Source organism: Thermodesulfobacteriota bacterium (assembly GCA_040755095.1).
Taxonomy (GTDB): domain Bacteria; phylum Desulfobacterota; class Desulfobulbia; order Desulfobulbales; family JBFMBH01; genus JBFMBH01.
Genome location: JBFMBH010000071.1, coordinates 1 through 20481, shown reverse-complemented (window position 1 = coordinate 20481; position 20481 = coordinate 1). Strand labels below are relative to the sequence as shown.

Genomic DNA, 20481 nt, shown 5'->3' with positions numbered 1-20481 from the left:
AGCTCGCGTCCCGGCAAGCCCGGGCCCGGCCCAGACCCGGCAGCCGGCAACGGCAACGGCAACGGCCGAGCTGCTGGCCAGACCGGCGGCAACGGCCGCCCCCGGGACCAGGAGGCTGCCGCCGGTCAAGGTCGCAGCGAGACCGGCGCTGCCGGCGGCTGGACCCTGGACGGCCGCTACCAGGGTCCCTTGCCCCAGCGGGAGCTCTTGTTTGGTCACTTCCTCTATTACTCCGGCGCCATCAGCTGGCGGTCCATGATCCAGGCCCTGGTCTGGCAGCGCATGCAGCGGCCCCGCATCGGCGAGATCGCCCGCCGCCTGGGCTGGCTGTCGGATGGTGATGTCCAGAGCATCTTCCGGCAGCGCCGCATCTTCGAGCGCTTTGGCGGCATCGCCCAGCGGGTCGGCCTTCTCACCGACTTCCAGGTCCGGGTTCTGCTCCTCCACCAGCGCCGACTGCAACGGCGGCTCGGCGACTATTTCGTGGAACAAAGCCTGCTGTCCGAACACGATGTAGAAAGGCTGCACGAGGGGCTGCGGCTGCACAATGCCTCCATGCGCCGGGAGCGTAGCGCCTCGGCCAGCACCCATTAAGCCGGCCCCGACCTTCGTGGTCCCGGCCCAGACCGGGACCAGCGCGGTATCATCTGGCCTGCCTGCCGATCTTCCGCTTGCGGAGCAACCCGAGATCCCTCCAAAACCGTGGTCTACGAAAACCTCATCTTCTTCCTGGTGGTCATCGTCGTCTATTCCACCAAGGTGGCCACCGATCCGCCTCAGGTGACGGCGGCCGCCGCCGCTGGTCTCTTTGCCGCCAAGGCCCTGGCTTTCTGGCTGCTGGCTCACCGGGTCTTCCGGGACGTCCGCCGGGCGGCCGGCTATTTCGCCGCCCAGCAGCGGCTGTCCATCCTGGCGGTGGTCCTCTTCGTGGTGGACATTTACCTTCTGGGCGGCAAATATTTCCTGGCCCATCTGCCCCTGGCCCGCCAGGTGCCCGTGCTCCTGAACCTGGCCGGCATCGCCCTCTACTTCTTCTACCTGGCCATGCTGTGGCTGGCCGCCGGCGGCGGCTACCGGCGGCTTTTCGGCGGCCGCCAGACCCGGATCGGCTTCCTCAAGTCCCAGGTGCGCACCAATTTGCCGGTGGTCCTGCCCTGGCTGATCCTCTCGGGTCTTTTCGACCTGCTGCACCTCACCTCCATCCCCTACCTCAACCGGATCGCCGCCTCGCGCTGGGGTGAGCCCCTGGCGCTCCTGCTCTTCTTCCTGCTCCTGGCCGTGCTGCTGCCTGCCCTGGTCCACCGCCTCTGGGGCTGCACCCCGTTGCCGGACGGTCCCGTGCGCCGGCAGATGGAGGCCTTCTGCCGAGCCCAGAAGCTTCAGGTCGCCGGCATCCTTCTCTGGCCCCTCTTCGAAGGCCAGGCCCTGTCAGCGGCGGTCATGGGCCTCACCGGCCGCTTCCGCTATATCCTCATCACACCGGGCCTCCTGCGGGTGCTCACCCCGGAGGAGCTGGAGGCGGTGCTGGCCCACGAGATCGGCCATGTCAAGCACCGCCACCTGCCGCTCTATCTCGTCTTCTTCATGGGCTTCGGCCTCCTGGCCCATCTGGCCGCGGATCCCCTCACCTATCTGGCGGTGAGCTCGGACCTCTTTCTGGGGCTGTTCCGGATCATCCGGCCCAGCTACGAGAACCTCGATCTTCTGACCAGCGTGCCCCTGTTTCTGGCCCTGGTTCTCTATTTCCGCTATGTGTTCGGCTTTTTTATGCGCAACTTCGAGCGCCAGGCGGATCTGTTTGCCATCAAGGCCACTGGCACCGGCCGGCCCCTGGGCCAGGCCCTGGACCGGATCGCCCTTCTGTCCGGCGACATCCGCGACCTGCCCTCCTGGCACCATTTCGGGATCGGCGAGCGGGTCCGCTTCCTGGAGGCGTGCGAAGATGACCCCCACCGCATCCGCCGCCATGACCGGAAGGTCCGCCACATGCTCCTGGGCTACCTCCTGGTGATGACCGGCCTGAGCGCCCTGGCCTGGCAGATGCCGGTGGACACCCTGGCCCACGAGGCGGACGGCCGATTCGCCGAGGCGGTCGTCACCAGCCGGCTGGAGGCGGACCCCCGGAACGAGACCTGGCCGCGGCTGCTGGGGGATCTGCGGGCGGAGCGGGGCCAGTACGGCCCGGCCCTGGCGGCCTACGAGCAGGCCCTGGCCCTGGCCTCCGACCACCCGGAGACCTTGAACAACCTGGCCTGGCTCCTGGTCACCGCCGAGGATCCGGGGATCCGCGACCCGGCCCGGGGGCTCACCCTGGCCAGGAAGGCCGCCCAGCTGCGGCCCACCGGCTATATCCTGGACACCCTGGCCCATGCCCAGTGGGCCACCGGCGACACCAGGGGGGCACTGGCCACCGAGCGGCAGGCCATCGCGCAGGACCCGGAGAAGCTCGACTACTACCGCCGGCAGATGGAAAGGTTCGTCGCCCCCGCCAAGCTTCCCCCCCTGGACCAGCTGGAGGGCTGGACCCCCTGACCGGGTCCGCGCACCCCTTGCCGGATCCCCCCCGCCCCGACCGGCGCCGCAAGGCGGTGGCCCTGCGCTACGACCGTGCCCAGGAGGACGCCCCCAAGGTGGTGGGCAAGGGCATGGGGGTGGTGGCGGAGCGCATCATCGCCCTGGCCCAGGAGCACGGCATCCCCCTGCACGAGGATCCCGATCTGGTGGAGATCCTCGCCCGCCTCGACCTCAACGAGGAGATCCCCCCTTCCACCTACGTGGTGGTGGCCGAGATTTTGGCCTTCGTGTACCGCACCAACGAGTCGTTTGGCCGATAGCCTTGGGGGCGCCAGTGCACCGGTCCTTTGGGGCCAAGGTGTCATAGGACCCAGAGGACCTATGGGACCTATGGGAGAACCGCGCCCAGGGCCGGTTCGTTCCGGGCTGGGCTAGGCAAGATTTGCCCGTTGCTGGCGCCCTCTGCTTCCCGGCGCGCCCTGCCGGCGCCCTTTGTCCGTGGCACATCCCTTGCAGAAGCCCTGGGCAAAGCCAACCTGGGGGAGATCTGCCATGCGCATCCAGAACCGCCTTGGTCAGGTGGAAACCGTTGAAACCCTGCTCGCCCACGAAAGGCGGATGAATCAGGCCGCCAACAACCTGGCCAACGTCAATACCGCCGGCTTCAAGCGGGACGGCATGACCTTCTGGGAGATGATCTTCCGCAGCCACAGCGGCCGGATGCGGGTGGGCAAGGCCTCCCGGGTGGTCACCGACCATGGCCCCGGCGCCCTGCGCCAGACCGGCAATCCCCTGGACATGGCCATCGACGGCGACGGCTTCTTCCGGATCCAGTCCCCGCGGGGGGTGCGCTACAGCCGCGCCGGCCAGTTCACCCGCAGCGCTGCCGGTGAGCTGGTCACCAGGGACGGCTACCCGGTCCTGGGCGAGGGCGGCCCCATCGCCTTGCCCAACGGCACGGTGGGGGTTGGCCTGGACGGCCGGATCACCGTGGATGGCGTCGAGGTGGACCGGCTGGCGGTGGTGACCTTCCCGGAAATGGCCGCCCTGGAAAAAGACGGCGACAGCCTCTTCCGGGTGAAGGAAGGCGCGCCCGGCGAGGAGGCGGCGGCCGCCCCGGTGGTCCAGCAGGGCTACGTGGAAGAGTCGAACGTCAACATGATCCAGGAAACCACTGGGATGATCGACCTCTTCCGGGCCTTCGAGCTCCAGCAGCGGGTGATCCGCACCATCGACGAGGTGGACGAGCAGGCCATCCAACGGGTCGGCAGCATGACGGTCTGAAGCGGCAGTTGACCATTATTTTGACGCCCGCCGAGCAGCCGCGCCCAGCCCATCCCGCGGGGGGCGCGGGGGGCGCCAGTCCCCCGCCGGGCTCTTCAAGGAGACCACGACCATGATGCGAGCCCTCTATTCCGCGGCCACCGGCATGAACGCCCAGCAGCTGGCCCTGGACGTCACGGCCAACAACCTGGCCAATGTCCAGACCTCGGGCTTCAAGAAGAGCCGGGCCAATTTCGAGGATCTCATCTACCAGAACCTGCGCCGGGCCGGCGCCGAGTCCGCGGCCGGCACCCAGGTGCCGGTGGGCATCCAGGTGGGCCTGGGGGTTCGGCCCACCGCGGTCCAGAAGATGTTCCTGCAGGGCGACTTCATCCAGACCGGCAACGACCTGGACTGGGCGATCGAGGGCCGCGGCTTCTTCCAGATCGTGTCCAACGACGTGGAGTATTACACCCGGGCCGGCGACTTCAAGCTGGACAGCGAGGGCTTCGTGGTCACCTCCAACGGCGACCGCCTGCAGCCGGAGCTCGCGGTGCCCGCCGGCACGGTGTCCCTGTCCATCGACTCCTCGGGCCTGCTCACCGCCAAGGACCAGGCCGGGGCGACCCTGGGCTCGGTGCAGATCACCCTGCATGACTTCATCAACCCGGCCGGCCTGGAGAGCGTGGGCCGCAACCTCTTCCGGGTCACCGACGCCTCCGGCGATCCTGTGGAGGCCATTCCCGGCACGGAGGGGGTGGGCACCATCGCCCAGCGCTTCCTGGAGCTGTCCAACGTCGACGTGGTTGAGGAGACGGTGAATCTTATCACCCTGCAGCGGGCCTTCGAGATCAACTCCACCTCCATCCAGACCGCCGACCAGATGCTGCAGGTGGTGACCAACCTCAAAGGGTAAGGCCTGAGCCTCGATGTCATGGGAGCTGTGGGAGTCACAGGAGCTATGGGACGGGTGACGCAACCGGAAGGGCGTGGCTGGGTAGGGCGCGGGCTGCAAGGCACCCTGATGATCCTGGCCCTGGTGGTTGGTATGGCTGGCGCCGGCCTTGCCACCGAGCCGGTGCTGCTGGGCGACACCGAGCTGTCGGCCCTCTTTCTGGAGCTGGCCGGCGCCGGAGCCCCCTGGCCGGCGAAGCGAGTTGTCCTGCGCTCCTTTGCGGCCAGCCCGCCGGAGGTCCGCCTGCCGGCCGGGCCCTACGAGACCCGCCTGCTCAACCAGGCCCATCCCGAGCATCTGGGCGCCAAGACCTTGCATGTTCTCTTCCTCCAGGACGGCGAGGAGAAGGCCCGGGCACGCCTGACCGGCGACCTGGATCTTCTGGCCGAGGTGGTGGTGGCCCGCCGGGACCTGCCCCGGGACACGGTGCTGGCCGCCGGCGACATCACCGTCGCCACCCGGCCATCGGCCGCCGCCGGCGCAGCGGCGCTGGAGCCGGCGGCGGTGGTCGGCCTGCGCCTTGGCCGCGCCTTGCGCCAGGGCGAGGTGGTGCCCGCCGACAGTCTGGACAAGCCCCCCCTGGTGGCCCGGGGGGATCGGGTAACCATCGTCGCTGCCAGCGGCGGTATCGTGGTGAAGGCCACCGGCGAGGTGCGGGAGGCGGGTGCGGCCGGCGATCGGGTGCGGGTGCAGAACCTCGGCAGCCGCCGGGAGATCCTGGCCGAGGTGGTGGACAGCCGCACGGTACGGAGCGCCCTGTGACAACCCAGTGCCCCCAAGGAGATCGGTCCATGCGCCTCCTCGTCTTCGCCGGTGTTTTGACGCTCTTCCTGTCCGGATGCGCCAGCCCAGGAGGGCCGGCGGTGTCCGGTCCGCCGCTGCCGGAGCGGCTGGCCCTGCCGGAGCCGCCGCCCGAGACGCCGCCCCGCCAGGAGGGCACCATCTACAGCGCCCGCACCGGTGTCGATCTCTACCGGGACAGCCGGGCCAGCCGGGTGGGCGACATCCTGCTGGTGAAGATCGTCGAGACCTCCACGGCCCAGAAGAAGGCCGAGACCAAGACCGAGCGCAGCTCCACCGTCACCGGCCAGCTGACCAGCCTGTTCGGCTTCGAGCAGGCGCTGGAGGACAAGAACCCCCGCTTCTCGGCCGCCACCGCCCTGTCTGCCGGGCTGACCAACGACTTCGACGGCAAGGGTGAGACCACCCGGGACTCCAAGGTCACGGCCACCATCTCGGCCCGGGTGGTGGAGACCACCATGGAGGGCAACCTGGTCATCCGCGGCTACCGGGAGATCCAGGTCAACAACGAGACCCAGTTCCTGATCCTGACCGGCGTCGTCCGGCCGGCGGACATCGGGGTGGACAACTCCATCCCGTCCACCCATGTGGCCGACGCCCGCATCGAATACACCGGCCGCGGGGTGGTCGGGGACAAGCAGCGTCCAGGCTGGCTGGCCCGCACCCTGGATGTGATCTGGCCGTTCTAGCGCCCAGTCGGGAGGCCTGTTATGCACCGAATCCTTCCGGTCTTCGTTCTTCTGGCCCTCTTGCCGGCCGCGGCCGGGGCGGCCCGGCTCAAGGACCTGGCCATGACCAAAGGGGTGCGGGACAACCAGCTGGTGGGCTACGGCCTGGTGGTGGGCCTCAACGGCACCGGCGACGGCAGCAAGGCCGCCTTCACCACCCAGGGCCTGGCCAACATGATGGAGCAACTGGGGGTGCACGTCCGGCCCCAGGATCTCAAGGTCAAGAACGTGGCCGGGGTGATGATCACCGCCAAGCTGCCGCCCTTCGTCAAGGTGGGGCAGACCGTGGACGTCCTGGTCTCCTCCCTGGGGGATGCCACCAGCCTCCAGGGCGGCACCCTGCTCGCCACCACCATGAAGGGCCTGGATGGCCAGGTCTATGCCGTGGCCCAGGGTCCCCTGGCGGTGGGCGGCTTTGCGGTGGGCGGTGGTGGCGGCGCCGCGGTGCAGAAGAACCACCCCACCGTGGCCCGGATTCCCGGCGGCGCCACTGTGGAGCGGGAGGTGCCCCTGGCCCTGGCGGGACGCAGCGAGCTGGTGCTGAGCCTGGCCAGTCCGGACTTCACCACCATGAGCCGGGCGGTGCAGGCGGTCAACCGCCAGCTTGCCGGCGACTTCGCCCGGGCCGAGGACGGCGCCACCCTGCGCATCCGCGTGCCGGAGGCCTATGCGGGCGATATCGTCGGCCTGCTGGCCGCGGTGGAGAGCGTGGAGGTGGTGCCGGACATGCCGGCCCGGGTGGTGCTGGACGAGCGCACCGGCACCGTGGTCATGGGCGAGAACGTGCGCATCGGCCGGGTGGCGGTCTCCCACGGCAACCTGAGCCTGGAGATCCGCACCGGCGCCCAGGTCTCCCAGCCGGCCCCGCTGGGCGCCGGCGAGACGGTGGTGGTGCCGGCCACCGATATCGCTGTGGCCGAGGAGCCGGACCGTCTGGTGGTCCTGGACGGCGGCCCCACCATCACCGAGGTGGTGCGGGCCTTGAACGCTGTGGGCGTCAACCCCCGGGACCTCATCGCCATCTTCCATGCCATCAAGGCGGCCGGTGCCCTGCAGGCCGACCTGTCCATCATCTAGCCATGCCCAAGCCCGCTGCCCTGCCCCCGACATTCAAGGCCGCGCCCCTTTCGACCGATGGAAGAAACAGGGCCCGGCTCGCCCAGGCGACCTCGGAGTTCGAGGGCCTCATCCTGGAGAAGCTCCTCAACCAGATGCGGCGAACCGTGCCCAAGGATGGCCTCTTCTCCGGCGGCTTTGCCGAGGACGTCTACCGGCAGATGCTGGACCGGGAGATGGCCCAGCGCCTGGCCGAGGAGCCGGGCATCGGCATCGGCCGCCTGCTGTTTGACCAGCTGTCCCGCCGCCTTCCTCCCCAAGACGAGTGAGCCCTGTCATGGACCGCCCCTTTACGCCCTCGCCCAACGCCACCCGCCCCCTGCCGGCCAGGCTTTTTGATCTCCTCGACCAGGAGGAGGCCCAGTACCGGCGGCTCCTGGAGATCCTCCAGGCCGAGCAGACCGCTCTTCTGGCCATGAGCATGGAGGGGGTCATCAAAACCAGCAAGCAGAAGGAAAGCCAGCTCTTGAAGATCCGGCTCCTGGATGACTCCCTGCAGGAGCTGGCCCGGGGCCTGGCCCGGCCGGGGCAGGATGGGCCCGTCACCCTGTCTGGCCTGGCGGCCGCGGCCGGCGGTGACGAGGGCGACCGCCTCCGCCGCCATCGCCGGGCCCTTCTCGCGGCCAAGGACGAGATCGTCCAGCAAAACGGGCTCAACAAGCGGTTCATCGAGGACACCCTGGGCTATCTGGGGGATGCCATCGCCATCCTCACCACCCCGGCGGCACCGCCCTCGGTCTATGGCCAGCGGGGCCGGGTGCGCACCGCGGCCCAGACCCCGACCCGCATCAGCCGGGAGGTCTGACCCTTATGCCTGGCATCAGCTCGGTCTTCACCATCGCCAAGGAGGCCTTGCTCGCCTACCAGATGTCCATGCAGGTGACCTCCCACAACGTCGCCTCCGCGGACACCCCGGGCTTTTCCCGCCAGCAGCTGACGCTGGCGCCCAACATCCCGGTCCTCACCGGCGCCGGCGTCATGGGCAACGGCGTCCGGCCGGAGACGGTGAAGCGCCAGTACGACCAGTTCATGGTCCAGCGCCTGACCCGGCAGCAGGCGAGCCTGGGCAACCTCACCGCCCAGCAGGAGACGATGCGGGTGGTGGAGACGGTCTTCAACGAGGCGCCGGGCCTGACCTTGAACGACCTCATGAGCCGCTTCTGGCAGAGCTGGCAGGACCTGGCCAACAACCCGGAGCTGAACGCCACCCGGGAGAGCACCCGCCAGCAGGCCCAGATGATCATCGACCACTTCCGGAGCATCGCCACCGAGGTCACCCGGGTGCGCGGCGACCTGGCGGTGAAGATCGAGGCCGGCGTCGATCGGGTCAACACCCTGTCTGCCCAGATCGCCGAGCTGAACGTCCAGATCACCTCCTCCGAGACCCCCACCCACAAGGCCAATGACCTCCGGGACGTGCGGGACGAGCGCCTCCGGGAGCTGGCCGACTACCTGGACATCACCCATTTCGAGACCGGCACCGGCGCGGTGACCGTGATGCTGACCGACGGCCACCCGCTGGTGGACAAGAACGCCTCCTGGACCCTGGACTTCGAAGACGACCAGCTGCAGTGGATCAGCGGCACCCGGATCGGCCAGAAGACCATGACCGCGGTGGGCAGTGGCCAGGAGCTGGGCGGCCGGATCGGCGGCTGGCTGGAACAGAACCAGCAGCTGACAGAGAACGAGCCCACGAACTACCTGGGCCGGGTCAACGCCCTGGCCAACGCCATGATCCGGGAGGTGAACCGCCAGCACAGCCAGGGGGTAGGGCTGGTCTCCTTTGCCAGCGCGGTCACGGGCAGCGAAACGGCCCGGGACACCACCCGGCTGACCGCCCTTCTGGACGCCAACGAGGCCACGACGACCATTGCCGCCGGCACCATGCTGGTGAACGGCAAGGAGCTGGGCCGGATCAGCGGCGGCGTGGCGGTGCAGGGCCTGGCCATGGCCAAGGCCGCCAACACCGCCACTGCGGTCAACGACGCCCTGGCCGGGGTGCGGGCCCGGCTCACCACCCTGGTGGCCGGCGATGCTACGACCACCGGCCTGGCCAGTGGCGAGACGGTCTCCTTTTCGGTCAACGACGTCGCGGTGAGCTATGCCTACACCGGCCCTCTGGATCCGGAAGACCCGGCGGTGACCGCGCAAGGGGTGGTGGCTGCGGCCAACGCCGCCTTTCTGGCTGCCGGCCTGACCGTGGAGGCGGTGCTGGGGGATGGCACCAACGGCGGCGCCATCAATGCCATCGTCTTCCAGAACACCAACCAGGGGGACGAGTCGGCGATCGTGGTCGCCGACGCGGACAACGCCGATCCGGCCGAGGCCAAGCTGGGCCTGCACAACGGCACCTACCAGGCGGACGCCAGCCACAACACCGGCGAGATCACCCTGTTCGCCAACGGCACCTTCACCCTGCAGGCGGGCATCGACGACACCATCCTGGACCAGCTGGGCATGGGCGGCGGCTCGGTGGGGGCCGACGACTTCCCGGACGACGGCCGCCTCACCTACACCTCGGAGCAGGGGGAGGTGGGCGCCGCCCTGGAGGGCCTGTCCTTCCGGGACGAGCTGGACACCGACAACGGCACCTTCGACCTGTGGCTGTACAACAGCGACGGCACCCGGGCCCTGCCCCAGCCCATCACCGTCTCCATCACCCGGGCCTATGACCTCTATGACGTGGCCGACGCGATCAACACCGCGGTCACCGCTGCCAATGCCGTCTCCACCACCGGCAGCCGCTGGCTGGAGGCCCGGGTGGACAACAACCGCCTGGTGCTCACTCCGGACAGCAGCCACCAGTTCGCCTTTGCCAACGACTCGGCCGGCGTCCTTTTGGCCACCGGCATCAACACCTTTTTTGCCGGCGATTCCGCCTCGGCCATCGCCCTCAACGACGTGGTGGCAACCGATCTCACCCTGATCGCCGCCGGCATGGTGGACGCCATGGGGGATTTCTTTGCCGGCGACAACACGAATGCCCTGGCCATCGCCGGCCTCCAGCAGCAGGAGGCCATCGCCTTCACCGGCAACAGCCCGGACTCCTTCGACGGCTTCTACAACACCCTGGTCTCGGACGTGGGCAACAGCACCCGGGCCCTGGACCGCAACACCGAATTCTCCCAGCAGGTGAGCATCCAGCTCAAAGAGCTGCGGGACTCGGTGGCCGGGGTCTCCATGGACGAGGAGATGGCGAACCTCATCCGCTACCAGCACGCCTATTCGGCGGCCGCCAAGTTCATCACCGCGGCGGACGAGATGCTCCAGACCCTTCTCGCTTCGGTCCAGTAAGGGAGGACCGCCATGCGCACCACGGTCAACACCATCCACACCACGGTTCTCAACAACCTCGAGCAGGTCACCTCCCGTCTCGACCGGATCAACAAGCAGATCTCCTCCGGCAGCCAGTTGAGCAAGCCGTCCGACGATCCCGTCAACCTGGTGGGGGCCCTGGGCCTCCGGACCAGCCTGTCCTCCATCAAGCAATATGTGCGCAACCTGGATCACGGCGAGTCCTGGATCACCACCTCAGAGGGCAGCCTCACCCAGATGAAGGAGCTCCTGCTGCGCTCCAAGAACCTGGCCATCCAGGCGGTGAACGCCTCCATGAACAGCGCCAACCGCCTGAGCACCGCCGACGAGGTCCGGGGCATCCTGGACCAGGTGGTGACCCTGGCCAACACCCAGCTCAACGGCCGCTACCTCTTCGGCGGCTTCCGCACCACCGGCTACACCACCGCCGAGCCGACGCCCTTCATGCGCGATCGGGCGAATGGCTACCGGGTCAATGGCCAGACCCTGGCCAGCCTGGACAGCGCCCTTTCCGGCCAGGTGGCCGGTGGCCGCATCCTGGCCGCCGGCGATCTTGTGGTCAACGGCGCCGACGTCGTCACCCTGCTGGGCCAGCCGGCGCCGGTGAGCGGTGTGGTGGGCAACGGCGCCAGCCTGGCCGCCGGGGATCTTCTCATCAACAACGTCGATGTCGGCGTCGTGGACCTGGTCAGCTTCGGCCTCAGCCAGGGCCTCAACATGGGAGGCGCCGCCGAGCTGCGGGACCGGATCAATGCCGCGGCGACCGGAGTCACGGCCAGCCTCACCACCCTCACGGCAGGGGGCGCCGCCCTTGGCGACGGCACCCAGACCCGGGTGACCTTCGACCTCAACGGCGTCACGGTGACCGTCGACACCGATGGCTCCTCCAACGCCCAGGTGGCCCAGGATACCGTGGACGCCGTGAACGCGGTCCGGGACCAGACCGGGGTCAGCGCCCTGGTGGGCAACGGCACCAACGGCGGGGTGGCCGGCAGCGTAGTCCTGGTCAACAACGCCCGGGGCGACGAGGGGGCCATCACCATCAGCGGCTACACCGTCCTGGCCGGCACCTCCTTGACCGGCCTTGGCAACCTCAGCCAGGCTGCCGACAGCACCCACAACGACGGCCGCACCACCATGACCGCGGCCAGCGACTTTGCCATCGCCACCAGCGCGGTGGACGACACGGTGCTGGCCCGCATCGGCCTGGCCGGCGGTACGGCGGCCACCGGCATCGGGGGCGACACCGCGGCCGACGGCCTCATTGATGTGGTGGCCCTGGGCCTCGATCTGACGCAAAGCCCGGTCCAGGGCCTGGCCATGGAAAGCGCCCAGGCCCTGGCCGCCGCCTTCAACGCCCCGGCGGTCACTGCCGCCACTGGCGTGACCGCCAGCCTCACCACGCTCGTGGCCGGCGAGGGGGCCAGCGCCGACACCGCCGATGGCTTCGACACCAACGTCACCTTCGACCTCAACGGCGTCTCGGTCGCGGTCCTCATCCCGGACGGCTCCACCGCCGGCCTGGTGGCCCAGGCCACGGTGGACGCCCTGAACGTCATGGCCAGCCGCACCGGGGTCACGGCGGCGGTGGGCGACGGCACCAACGGCGGGCCGGTGAACAGCGTGGTCCTGGCCAACAGCATGCCCGGGGACGATGCCCCCATCGTCATCACGGATTACACCCTGGTGGTCCCCGGTCCGCCGGACCTGCCCGGTGATGCGGCCACCGGTCTCGGCAACCTGTCCCAGGCCGCGGACAGCCGCCACAACACCGGCCGCATCTCGCTGGCCGCGGCCAACGCCTTTGCCATCGAGACCAGCGCCACCGACGACTCGATCCTGGACGTCCTGGGGCTGGGCGGCGGCTCCCGGGGGGTGATGGACGACGCCAACGACGGCAGCCTGGTGTACGGCTACCGCGTGACCAGCGGCGCCCTGGAGCTCAATGGCATCGCCATCGACGCGCCGGTGGACGACGGCCTGTCCACCCGCTACGCCGATGCCTCCGCGGCTGCCAAGGCGGCAGCGGTGAACGCTGCTGCCGGCCAGGCCGGGGTGCGGGCCGAGGTGACCCCGGCCTATCTTCTGGCCGGGGCGCCGGTAGCGGCCGTCGGCATCGGCAGCCGCACCGCCTATCTCACCGGCCTCGTGACCAACGACGCCATTTTGGCCGGCCAGCTGGCCATAAACGGCAACCCCACCACCACCAACATCGCCACCGCGCCACCGGTGAACGGCCTGGCCATGACCAAGGCCTTCAACGCCAAAACGGTCATCGAGGCCACGGACCCGGGGGTGTCGGTCCGCCTCACCACCCTGGCCAACAGCGGTCTCGCCGCCGCGGCCGACACCCCGGACGGCTTCGCCACGGTCTTCTCCTTCGACCTCAACGGCACGCCGATCAGCGTCACCATTCCGGATGGCGCCAGCGACACCGCGGTGGCCCAGCTCACCGCCAGCGCCATCAATGCCGCCAGCCTGGTCACCGGCGTGGCAGCCCAGGTGGGGGACAACACCAACGGTGGCCAGCCCGGGGAAATCGTCTTTGCCAACAGCCAGGTGGGCGACGAGTCCGCCATCCAGGTCACCAACTTCACGCTCATGAGCGGTGACGCCGACCCGGGCTTCGGCAACTTCTCCCAGAATGTGGACGCCAGCCACAACACCGGCCAGATCGGCATCTTCTCGGACACCACCTTCACCCTGTCCTCGCCCCGCCACAGCGACGACACCATCCTGGACCGCCTGGGCCTGGGCGGCGGCTCCCGGGGCTACAACGACCTGGCCGGGGACGGCCAGATCACCTTCGGCCAACGGGAGACCGAGCTCGCCGCCGGCGACCTCGTCATCAACGGCGTCGACATCTTTGCCACCACCCGCACCATCCAGGACCAGGACCGGGACGGCAGCGTGGTGGCCGCCATCAATGCGGTGAGCGACCAGACCGCCGTGCGGGCCAGCCGGGATGCCAGCGGCCGCCTGCTCCTGTCGGCCATCGACGGCCGCAATCTCCAGGTCCGGACCTCGGCCCGGGGGGAGCTGATTACCCATCTCAACGGCCAGGATCCGGCGGCGCCGGCGGACCGGGTCTATTTCGGCTCGGTGCGGCTCCTGTCCGACCGGGAATTCCTGGTGGAAGACACCCTGGTGGACGCGGCCGGCGACCCCAGCGAGCTGGCCCTGGCCGGCCTGGGCCTGGCTGGCGGCACGGCCGGCAGCGGCGAGCCGGGGGATCTGGCCGACGACGGCCTCATCAACGTCCAGAGCGTGGCGGTCCAGGAGGGGAATGTCCGCTACGCCGGCGACCCGGACAACGACCCCACCATCAAGATCGGTCAGGCCAGCACCCTGACGGTGGGCAGAAACGGCCAGGACCTTCTGAAGGGCATCGGGGTCTTCGACGTGATCCAGGGCCTGGAGCTCGCCTTGCGGGCCGATCACTTCACCACCGCCACCGGCCGTCTGGCCGCCACCGACACCACGGCGACCCTGGCTGGCGGTGGCACCGGGCTGGCCGGCGAGGATCGGATCATGGCCGGCGATTTCACGGTGACGATCACCGACCACGGCTTCGACCCGCCCACCCAGCTGGCCGTCGCCATCGGCGTCGACCCGGAGGTGGACACCCTGGACAGCATTGCCGAGCGCCTCAACGGCATCCCCGGTCTTTCGGCCACCTGGAGCGACGACGGTCGCCTGCAGGTGGCGGTGCGGGATACCGGCCGCTACGACTTCGCCTTCTCCGGCGACTCGTCCGGCTTTCTGGCCGCAGTCGGCCTCAGCAACGAGGACATCCAGGTGAGCAGCCTCGGGGAGGCCATCGGCGTCTTCGACACCGTGATGGAGGATCTCACCGGCCGCATCTCCGAGCAGGGGGCCCGGGCCAACCGGATCAGTGTCCAGCGCCAGATCTACGACAACCTGGAGCTGGTCAATGCCGAGCACCTGTCCACCCTGCAGGATACCGATCTGGTGAAGGCCTTCATGGAGCTCAAATCCATGGAGCTGCGCTACCAGGCCGCCCTCACCGCCGCCTCCCGGATCATGGACCTCAGCCTGGTCGAGTTCATGCGCTAAGGGTCAGGCGTCGGGGGGGCGGCGCGACGAAGGCGAGCGCCGGCGGCAATGGGGTTGTGGCCAGGACCAGGGGAGGGATAGAATGGAGAGGACTGTGCCGGCAGCGAGTGACGACAAGGGGGAGGCAGGCCCCCTGGCCTCCGGACTGGCCCGGTCGCCAGGGAGGGCGATCCATGCTTATTCTCACCAGGAAGATCGGCGAGGCCATCACCATCGACAGCCGCATCCGGGTCCAGATCCTGGAGGTGAAGGGCGGTCACGTCAAGCTGGGGGTGGACGCCCCGGTGGAGATCGCCGTGCACCGGGAGGAGATCTACAAGCGGATCCTGGAGGAGAACCGCCGGGCCGCCCAGGAGGCGCCGGAGGATCTGACCGCTGCCGCCGATCTCATGGGCCGCGCCCGCCCTTCTGTCAAACCGTGAGGCGGGGCTGTGGCGCTGCAGCCCCCGAGACAGCGATGACCATCCCCTCCCAAGCCGAGCCCAGCCCTGTCGCAGGCAGCCGCAACGTCGAGACCAGCCGCTTCGGCGCCATCGACATCGACGACGACAAGATCATCACCATGACCAGCCCGGTCCTGGGCTTTCCCGAGAGCCGGCACTTCGCCCTGGTGCCCCACCGGGACCAGTCTCCGTTCTGCTGGCTGCAGTCTCTGGATGAGCCGCACCTGGCCTTTGTGGTGATCCGGGCCGCGGCCCTGGACGCCGACTACCATCCGGCCATCGACAGCCAGGCCCGCCGGGAGCTGGGACTGTCCCGGGACATCGAGGCGGATCTCCTGGTCATCCTCACCATTCCCCACGGCCAGCCCCAGCGGATGACTGCCAACCTCCTGGCGCCCATCGTGGTCAATGTGGCCAAGCGCCTGGCCAAGCAGGTGGTCCTGGATCCTGGTCGTTTTGACCCCTGCTGGCCGATGTTCAAGGCGGATGAGACCGCCGGCCTCTGAGCCGGCCGCGGTCCGTCAGTAGGCCTCGAACTCCACATCCCCTGCCCCGCGGCTGTCCAGCACGACGCTGGCCCCCTGACCTTGACCGCTGGCGGCCTTGCCTGATGGCAGGCGCGGGGCGGCGCCCCGCGCTTTGGGGCCGGCCTGGCCGGCCCGCCGGACACTGCCGCCGGACAGGGCCACACGGCCGGCACCCCGGTCGTCGACCTTGAAGAAGGCGATGCTGGCCTGCATCTGCGTTGCCTGGCTGGCCAGCTCCTCGGAGGTGCTGGACATCTCCTCCGAGGCAGAGGCGTTCTGCTGCACAACCTGATCCAGCTGCTGGACCGCCCGGTTGATCTGCTGGGTACCGCTGTCCTGCTCCCGGCAGGAGGCGGCGATCTCCTGCACCAGATCGGCGGTCTTCTGGACGTCTGGCAGGATCTTGGCCAGAAGGTCGCCGGCCTTCTCCGCCACGGCGACGCTGGTGCTGGCCAGCTCGGTGATCTCGCCGGCTGCCTTCTGGCTGCGCTCGGCGAGCTTCCTGACCTCGGCGGCCACCACCGCGAAGCCCTTGCCGTGCTCGCCGGCCCGGGCCGCCTCGATGGCAGCGTTCAAGGCCAGGAGGTTGGTCTGCCGGGAGATCTCCTCGATGATGGAGATCTTGCTGGCGATCTGCTTCATGGCCTCGACGGTACGGGCCACCGCCTGCCCGCCCTCCTTGGCATCCCCGGAGGCCTTGATGGCGATCCGCTCGGTCTGGACCGCGTTGTCGGCGTTCTGCCGGATGCTGGCCGCCATCTCTTCCATGGAGGCGCTCACCTCCTCCACCGAGGCCGACTGCTCAGTGGCGCCCTGGCTCAGCTCCGTGGCCGAGGAGCTCAGCTGCTCGCTGCCGGAAGCGACGCTGTCGGCAGCCGCCTTGACCTCCTGCACCACCGCCGACAGCTTCCGCACCATGTCCGCCAGGGCGTGCATGAGGGTGTCCTGTTCGGAGCGCTCCCGTACCTGCACCAGGAGATTGCCGGCGGCGATCTCCTGCGCCACCTGGGCCACCTGGTCCATGGCCGTGATGAGCACGTTGAGGTTGTTCCTGATGGCGTTGAAGTCGCCCTGGTAGCTGTCGGTGATCGCGGGTGGGATGTCGCCCTTGGCGATCCGCTCCACGTAGCCGGCGGCAACGGTCAGGGGGCCGATCACCGCGTCCAGGGTGGCGTTGACCCCGGCGACGATCTCCCGATACCCCCCCTGGAAACGGCTGGCATCGCCCCGGGTCGCCAGCCGGCCCTCCACCGCTGCCCTGGTCAGCAGGGCCACCTCCCCCACCAGGCCCTGCAGAGCGGTCACCATCCCGAGCATGCTCCTGCCCAGGACGTCCGCCTCCGAGGCCAGCCTGACCTCCACCGCCAGGTCACCTTGGGCGATGGCCTGGGCGGTGGCCGCCTGGGCCTTGATGTTGGCCACCATTCGGCCGAAGGCGATGGCCAGTTGGCCGATCTCGTCCCGGCCGGCGGCATGGAGATCCACCGCCACGTCGCCCTGGGCCAGCCGATCGGCCGCCGCCACCATCTCGGCCACCGGCCGGGTGATCAACCGCGCCACCAGCATGGCGAGCCCGGCGGCCACCAGAGCGCCCAGGGCCACCAGCCCACTGGAGACCCGGGTGGTGGCCGCGGAGATGGCGTCGAAGGTGGCATCGCCGGCCTCGCTTTCCAGCCGCAGGGACTGAACGATGGCGCCGATGGCCGCCAGCGTCTCCTCCCGCACGCCGTCGATCTCGCCATCCAGCCGGGAAACGGCCGCTCCATCGACCTCCGGCTGCTCCAGAAGAGGCAGCAGCCGGTCCCGATAGAGCGCCAGATAGGTGCCATACCGGGCGGCAAAGATCTCCGCCTGCCGGCGCTCCTCATCGGTGTCGACCAGCTGGCGTACCGTGCGGATATCCTCCTGGGCCTGGGCCTGGACCGCCTCCAGGCTGCGGCGGGACGAGGTCAGATCCCGGTTGATGATGGCATCGGCCACCTCCGAGTAGACATCCGCGGCCCGCACCTGGATCTCCAGCAGCTCCTGGGCGTCTTTCGCCCGCCGGGCACCCTCGTCCTGCACCTGGCCCAGTCCGTGCTGCCTGGCCAGCTGATACGCCGCTACCCCACCCAGGATGAGCACCACGACCGAGAACCCCAGGTAGAGCTTCTTGCCGATGGAAAGGTCACGGAGCCACTGCATGGCTGTCCTCCTCGCGGGTGATCCCATGGGAAGCATGGGAGACATGGGATGGATGGGACGGATGACACCGGTGGCCGCCATGGCCAGGCCGCCACCCGGCGCGCCCTTCCGGGGACGGCGCCGGCACCGGCACCGTTCCCTGCGGCACGGATCCGCCTGCACGCTGCCAGCGACAGGCTGCCAGCGGCGGGTGAGCGCTCCCGCGCCGGATCTTGAATCAAAAAGCGTGCCGGGAGGGGAGGAGGATCGAAATGCGGGCGATTCCAGGAGGTTGCAGCGGGAGGGGGCCGGGAGGGCGGGCTGCAGCCAGGGCCACCGTCCAATGATGATGTCCACCCTTGAAGACAGCGTCTCGGATCCTGGACAGCCATCAGGGCTGCCCTGCTGCCCGAAAAAGGCCAGCCCGTGGCATCCGGGGATGCCACGGGCTGCGAAAGGAGAAGGAGGAGGCTCAGGCGGCGCGGCGGCGCCAGACGGCCAGACCAGCCAGGCCCGAGCCCAGCAGCCAGAGGGCGCCCGGCAGCGGCACGGCAGCGCTCCACTCCACGGCGTTGACAAACAGATGGGCATAATCAGGCTGCGACAGCTCGGTCAGGCCGATGAGGGTGGAAAACGAGATCACCCGGCCGCTGCCGGCGTCCCAGCCGACGACGCCGCCGGACCCCGGCACCCCGCCGCCGTTGCTGGAGGAATAGAAGACGGTCGCCCCGGGCCAAGGGTTGAACACGGTCTCGGTGCCGGAGATGTTGCCCAGGGCGAAGGTCATGGCTGCCGGCAGGCCCTCGTTCAGGATCGGATTCGCCGTGACCTGGGTGTAGGTGGTGCTGGCAGCCGAGTTGTAGCTGCCGGTGGGCTGCACCGGCGACAGGGGAGCCAGGCCCGGGAAGCGGTCGCTGGAGCCGAGGTTCCAGACAAACCACTCCGAGGTCACCAGGCCGCCGCCGTTCTGGACGTAATCCAGAATCTCCGCCTGCCCGGCCGCCGGCATGGGCGAAGACGACCAGTTGTAGTTGTTGAGCAGCACCACAGCATCGTGGCTGGCCAGGCCTTGGCCGCCGTTCTGCTGGTGCCAGGGCAGGCCGGCGGTGACCGTATGCCCGGCCCCGGTGAGGGCCGAGCCCACGGCGGCATCCGCCGTGGCATTGCCGGAAGACATGACGTAAACGCTGGCCGCCTGGGCGGACTCAAGCCCGAATGCTGCCAACATGCCGGTCAGAGCTACGGCGGTGCACAGGATCTTCAGCATGTCATTCGCCTCGTTGTTCGACGTTGAGATGGGGATTGCCTGCCGGCGTCACCCGTGAGAGTTGCCATGGGCGGGGCGCACCCAACTGGGTGAAACGCCGGCAGTCCTCCATGGTGGTCTCCCATAGGTCCTATAGGTCCTATAAGTCCTATGGGTCCATGGGAGCTATGGGACCTGTGGGTTGCCATACGCGGGGCGCGTCAAAATGAGTGAACCGGCCGAAAATCCGCCATGGTTGCCGTTGTTTCTTAAGAGTTGCCAGCCCGCCGGCGCCGGCCCAGGAGCCCCAGCCCAGCCAGGCCGGAGCCCAGGAGCCAGGCGGCGCCGGGGAGCGGCACTGGCGTGGTCAGCCGCACGTTGTCCCAGGTGACCTCGTCGCTCCAGGACAGGAGGCCAATACCGCCGGCGGTTTGCTGGTTGATGGCATCGAAATCAGCACCTGTGAAGGTGATCTGGTAGCTGTCCAGGGCCACGGTCATCTCCCGGGTCAGGGCGTTCACGTCCACCCGCAGGTGGTAGGTGGGGCCGTTGGTGGTGCCGGGGGTGGGGAGCCAATGCTCCTGACTGGAACTGGTCCACGGCGTGCTCCAGCTGGTCACGTGATCCAAGTGGGTCCGCAGATACGAGGTGTTGAAGTCCGGCCCCCCAGCTGTCACGGCCCAGGCGAAGCCCACATGGCCCCAATCCGGATTGCTGAAACGGTTGCCGAGGACCTGGATATCCGCCTCCAGGCTGAATACCGCCGGCGTGGCGATGCCGTCCATGAGGGCAAAGGCCTGCAGGCTGTCATAGCCGCCACCGTGGTGGAGCACGCCGCCGGACACCATCCAGTTGCCAGCATGGCTGCCGTGAAAGGACCAGCCGGCGGTGTCGCCATCCTGGAAATCGTCCTCGAACAGGGTGACTGCCTCGGCCCGGGCGGCGCTGCCCGCCACAGCCGCAGCCAGCACCAGGAACAGCAGAGAGCTCTTGCGCATGATCGTGTCTCCTCTCTTGGTGTGCACTTCCGTCCTACCCCAGGGTCGGCGGAATGGCCCCGGCCTTTCTGCCGGCCGTACAGGATGCGCACGCACAAGTCATGCCAGAGCCACCATGCCGGGCAGGAACGAAAAAAACAGGAGAAATCCATGGAGTTAGAAGGCAGGGGCTGCGGCCACCGGCCAGGGGGCCATCGCCTTTTCCGGACCGAGTGTCCGGAAATACGGAAAGCCGTCCGGAACACCGGATGGCTGGTGCGAGGAATGTGGGCGGCAGGAAGGATCCCGAGCCGGAAAACGACGGGGCCGCAGGCGGGGAAGCTTCCCCGCCTGCG

At 68.9% G+C, this 20481-nt stretch carries 17 protein-coding genes; 14 read left to right on the top strand and 3 right to left on the bottom strand.

What is annotated here, in order from left to right; translation table 11 throughout:
- The 14 genes from AB1634_11585 to AB1634_11520 form a co-directional block, all read left to right on the top strand.
- Nucleotides 1–594: molecular chaperone DnaJ (locus tag AB1634_11585; GenBank protein MEW6220158.1), on the top strand; the 594-nt coding region annotated here is incomplete at its 5' end.
- Between the two features lie 108 nt (nt 595–702).
- The gene (locus tag AB1634_11580) at nt 703–2532 is read left to right on the top strand and encodes a M48 family metalloprotease (GenBank protein MEW6220157.1); all 1830 of its coding nucleotides are present in this window, start codon (nt 703–705) and stop codon (nt 2530–2532) included.
- Between the two features lie 17 nt (nt 2533–2549).
- Nucleotides 2550–2834: an EscU/YscU/HrcU family type III secretion system export apparatus switch protein gene (locus AB1634_11575; protein ID MEW6220156.1), complete on the top strand. Its 285-nt coding sequence runs from the start codon at nt 2550–2552 to the stop codon at nt 2832–2834.
- A gap of 232 nt (nt 2835–3066) precedes the next feature.
- Nucleotides 3067–3798 (top strand): flagellar basal-body rod protein FlgF, encoded by a 732-nt coding sequence (gene flgF / locus AB1634_11570; protein ID MEW6220155.1) that lies wholly within the window; start codon nt 3067–3069, stop codon nt 3796–3798.
- A 112-nt stretch (nt 3799–3910) separates the two neighbouring features.
- Entirely contained in the window at nt 3911–4693 is a 783-nt protein-coding gene (gene flgG, locus AB1634_11565) for a flagellar basal-body rod protein FlgG (protein MEW6220154.1), read from the top strand.
- Nucleotides 4694–4747: 54 nt separating this feature from the next.
- Complete coding sequence (gene flgA, locus AB1634_11560; protein MEW6220153.1) at nt 4748–5494, top strand: flagellar basal body P-ring formation chaperone FlgA; 747 nt, start codon at nt 4748–4750, stop codon at nt 5492–5494.
- A gap of 29 nt (nt 5495–5523) precedes the next feature.
- Nucleotides 5524–6222, top strand: a complete 699-nt coding sequence (locus tag AB1634_11555) for a flagellar basal body L-ring protein FlgH (GenBank protein MEW6220152.1) — start codon at nt 5524–5526, stop codon at nt 6220–6222.
- Nucleotides 6223–6243: 21 nt separating this feature from the next.
- The gene (locus tag AB1634_11550) at nt 6244–7338 is read left to right on the top strand and encodes a flagellar basal body P-ring protein FlgI (GenBank protein ID MEW6220151.1); all 1095 of its coding nucleotides are present in this window, start codon (nt 6244–6246) and stop codon (nt 7336–7338) included.
- A gap of 2 nt (nt 7339–7340) precedes the next feature.
- Nucleotides 7341–7646 carry a rod-binding protein gene (locus tag AB1634_11545; protein ID MEW6220150.1) on the top strand — a complete coding sequence of 102 codons (306 nt, stop codon included), beginning with the start codon at nt 7341–7343 and terminating at the stop codon, nt 7644–7646.
- Nucleotides 7647–7654: 8 nt separating this feature from the next.
- On the top strand, nt 7655–8182 hold the full coding sequence (locus AB1634_11540; GenBank protein ID MEW6220149.1) for a flagellar protein FlgN: 528 nt from the start codon (nt 7655–7657) through the stop codon (nt 8180–8182).
- Nucleotides 8183–8187: 5 nt separating this feature from the next.
- On the top strand, nt 8188–10671 hold the full coding sequence (gene flgK, locus AB1634_11535; protein ID MEW6220148.1) for a flagellar hook-associated protein FlgK: 2484 nt from the start codon (nt 8188–8190) through the stop codon (nt 10669–10671).
- A gap of 12 nt (nt 10672–10683) precedes the next feature.
- Nucleotides 10684–14769, top strand: coding sequence for a flagellar hook-associated protein FlgL (gene flgL / locus AB1634_11530; GenBank protein MEW6220147.1), 4086 nt, complete (start codon nt 10684–10686; stop codon nt 14767–14769).
- 173 nt (nt 14770–14942) lie between these two features.
- Nucleotides 14943–15191, top strand: coding sequence for a carbon storage regulator CsrA (csrA, locus tag AB1634_11525; GenBank protein ID MEW6220146.1), 249 nt, complete (start codon nt 14943–14945; stop codon nt 15189–15191).
- Between the two features lie 35 nt (nt 15192–15226).
- Nucleotides 15227–15718, top strand: coding sequence for a flagellar assembly protein FliW (locus AB1634_11520; GenBank protein ID MEW6220145.1), 492 nt, complete (start codon nt 15227–15229; stop codon nt 15716–15718).
- A 15-nt stretch (nt 15719–15733) separates the two neighbouring features.
- Here AB1634_11520 and AB1634_11515 read toward each other — a convergent pair whose 3' ends face one another.
- From AB1634_11515 to AB1634_11505, 3 genes are all read right to left on the bottom strand, one after another.
- Nucleotides 15734–17923, bottom strand: coding sequence for a methyl-accepting chemotaxis protein (locus AB1634_11515; GenBank protein MEW6220144.1), 2190 nt, complete (start codon nt 17921–17923; stop codon nt 15734–15736).
- A 451-nt stretch (nt 17924–18374) separates the two neighbouring features.
- The gene (locus tag AB1634_11510) at nt 18375–19169 is read right to left on the bottom strand and encodes a VPLPA-CTERM sorting domain-containing protein (protein MEW6220143.1); all 795 of its coding nucleotides are present in this window, start codon (nt 19167–19169) and stop codon (nt 18375–18377) included.
- 248 nt (nt 19170–19417) lie between these two features.
- Nucleotides 19418–20146 (bottom strand): hypothetical protein, encoded by a 729-nt coding sequence (locus tag AB1634_11505; protein MEW6220142.1) that lies wholly within the window; start codon nt 20144–20146, stop codon nt 19418–19420.
- Nucleotides 20147–20481: the final 335 nt, after the last annotated feature.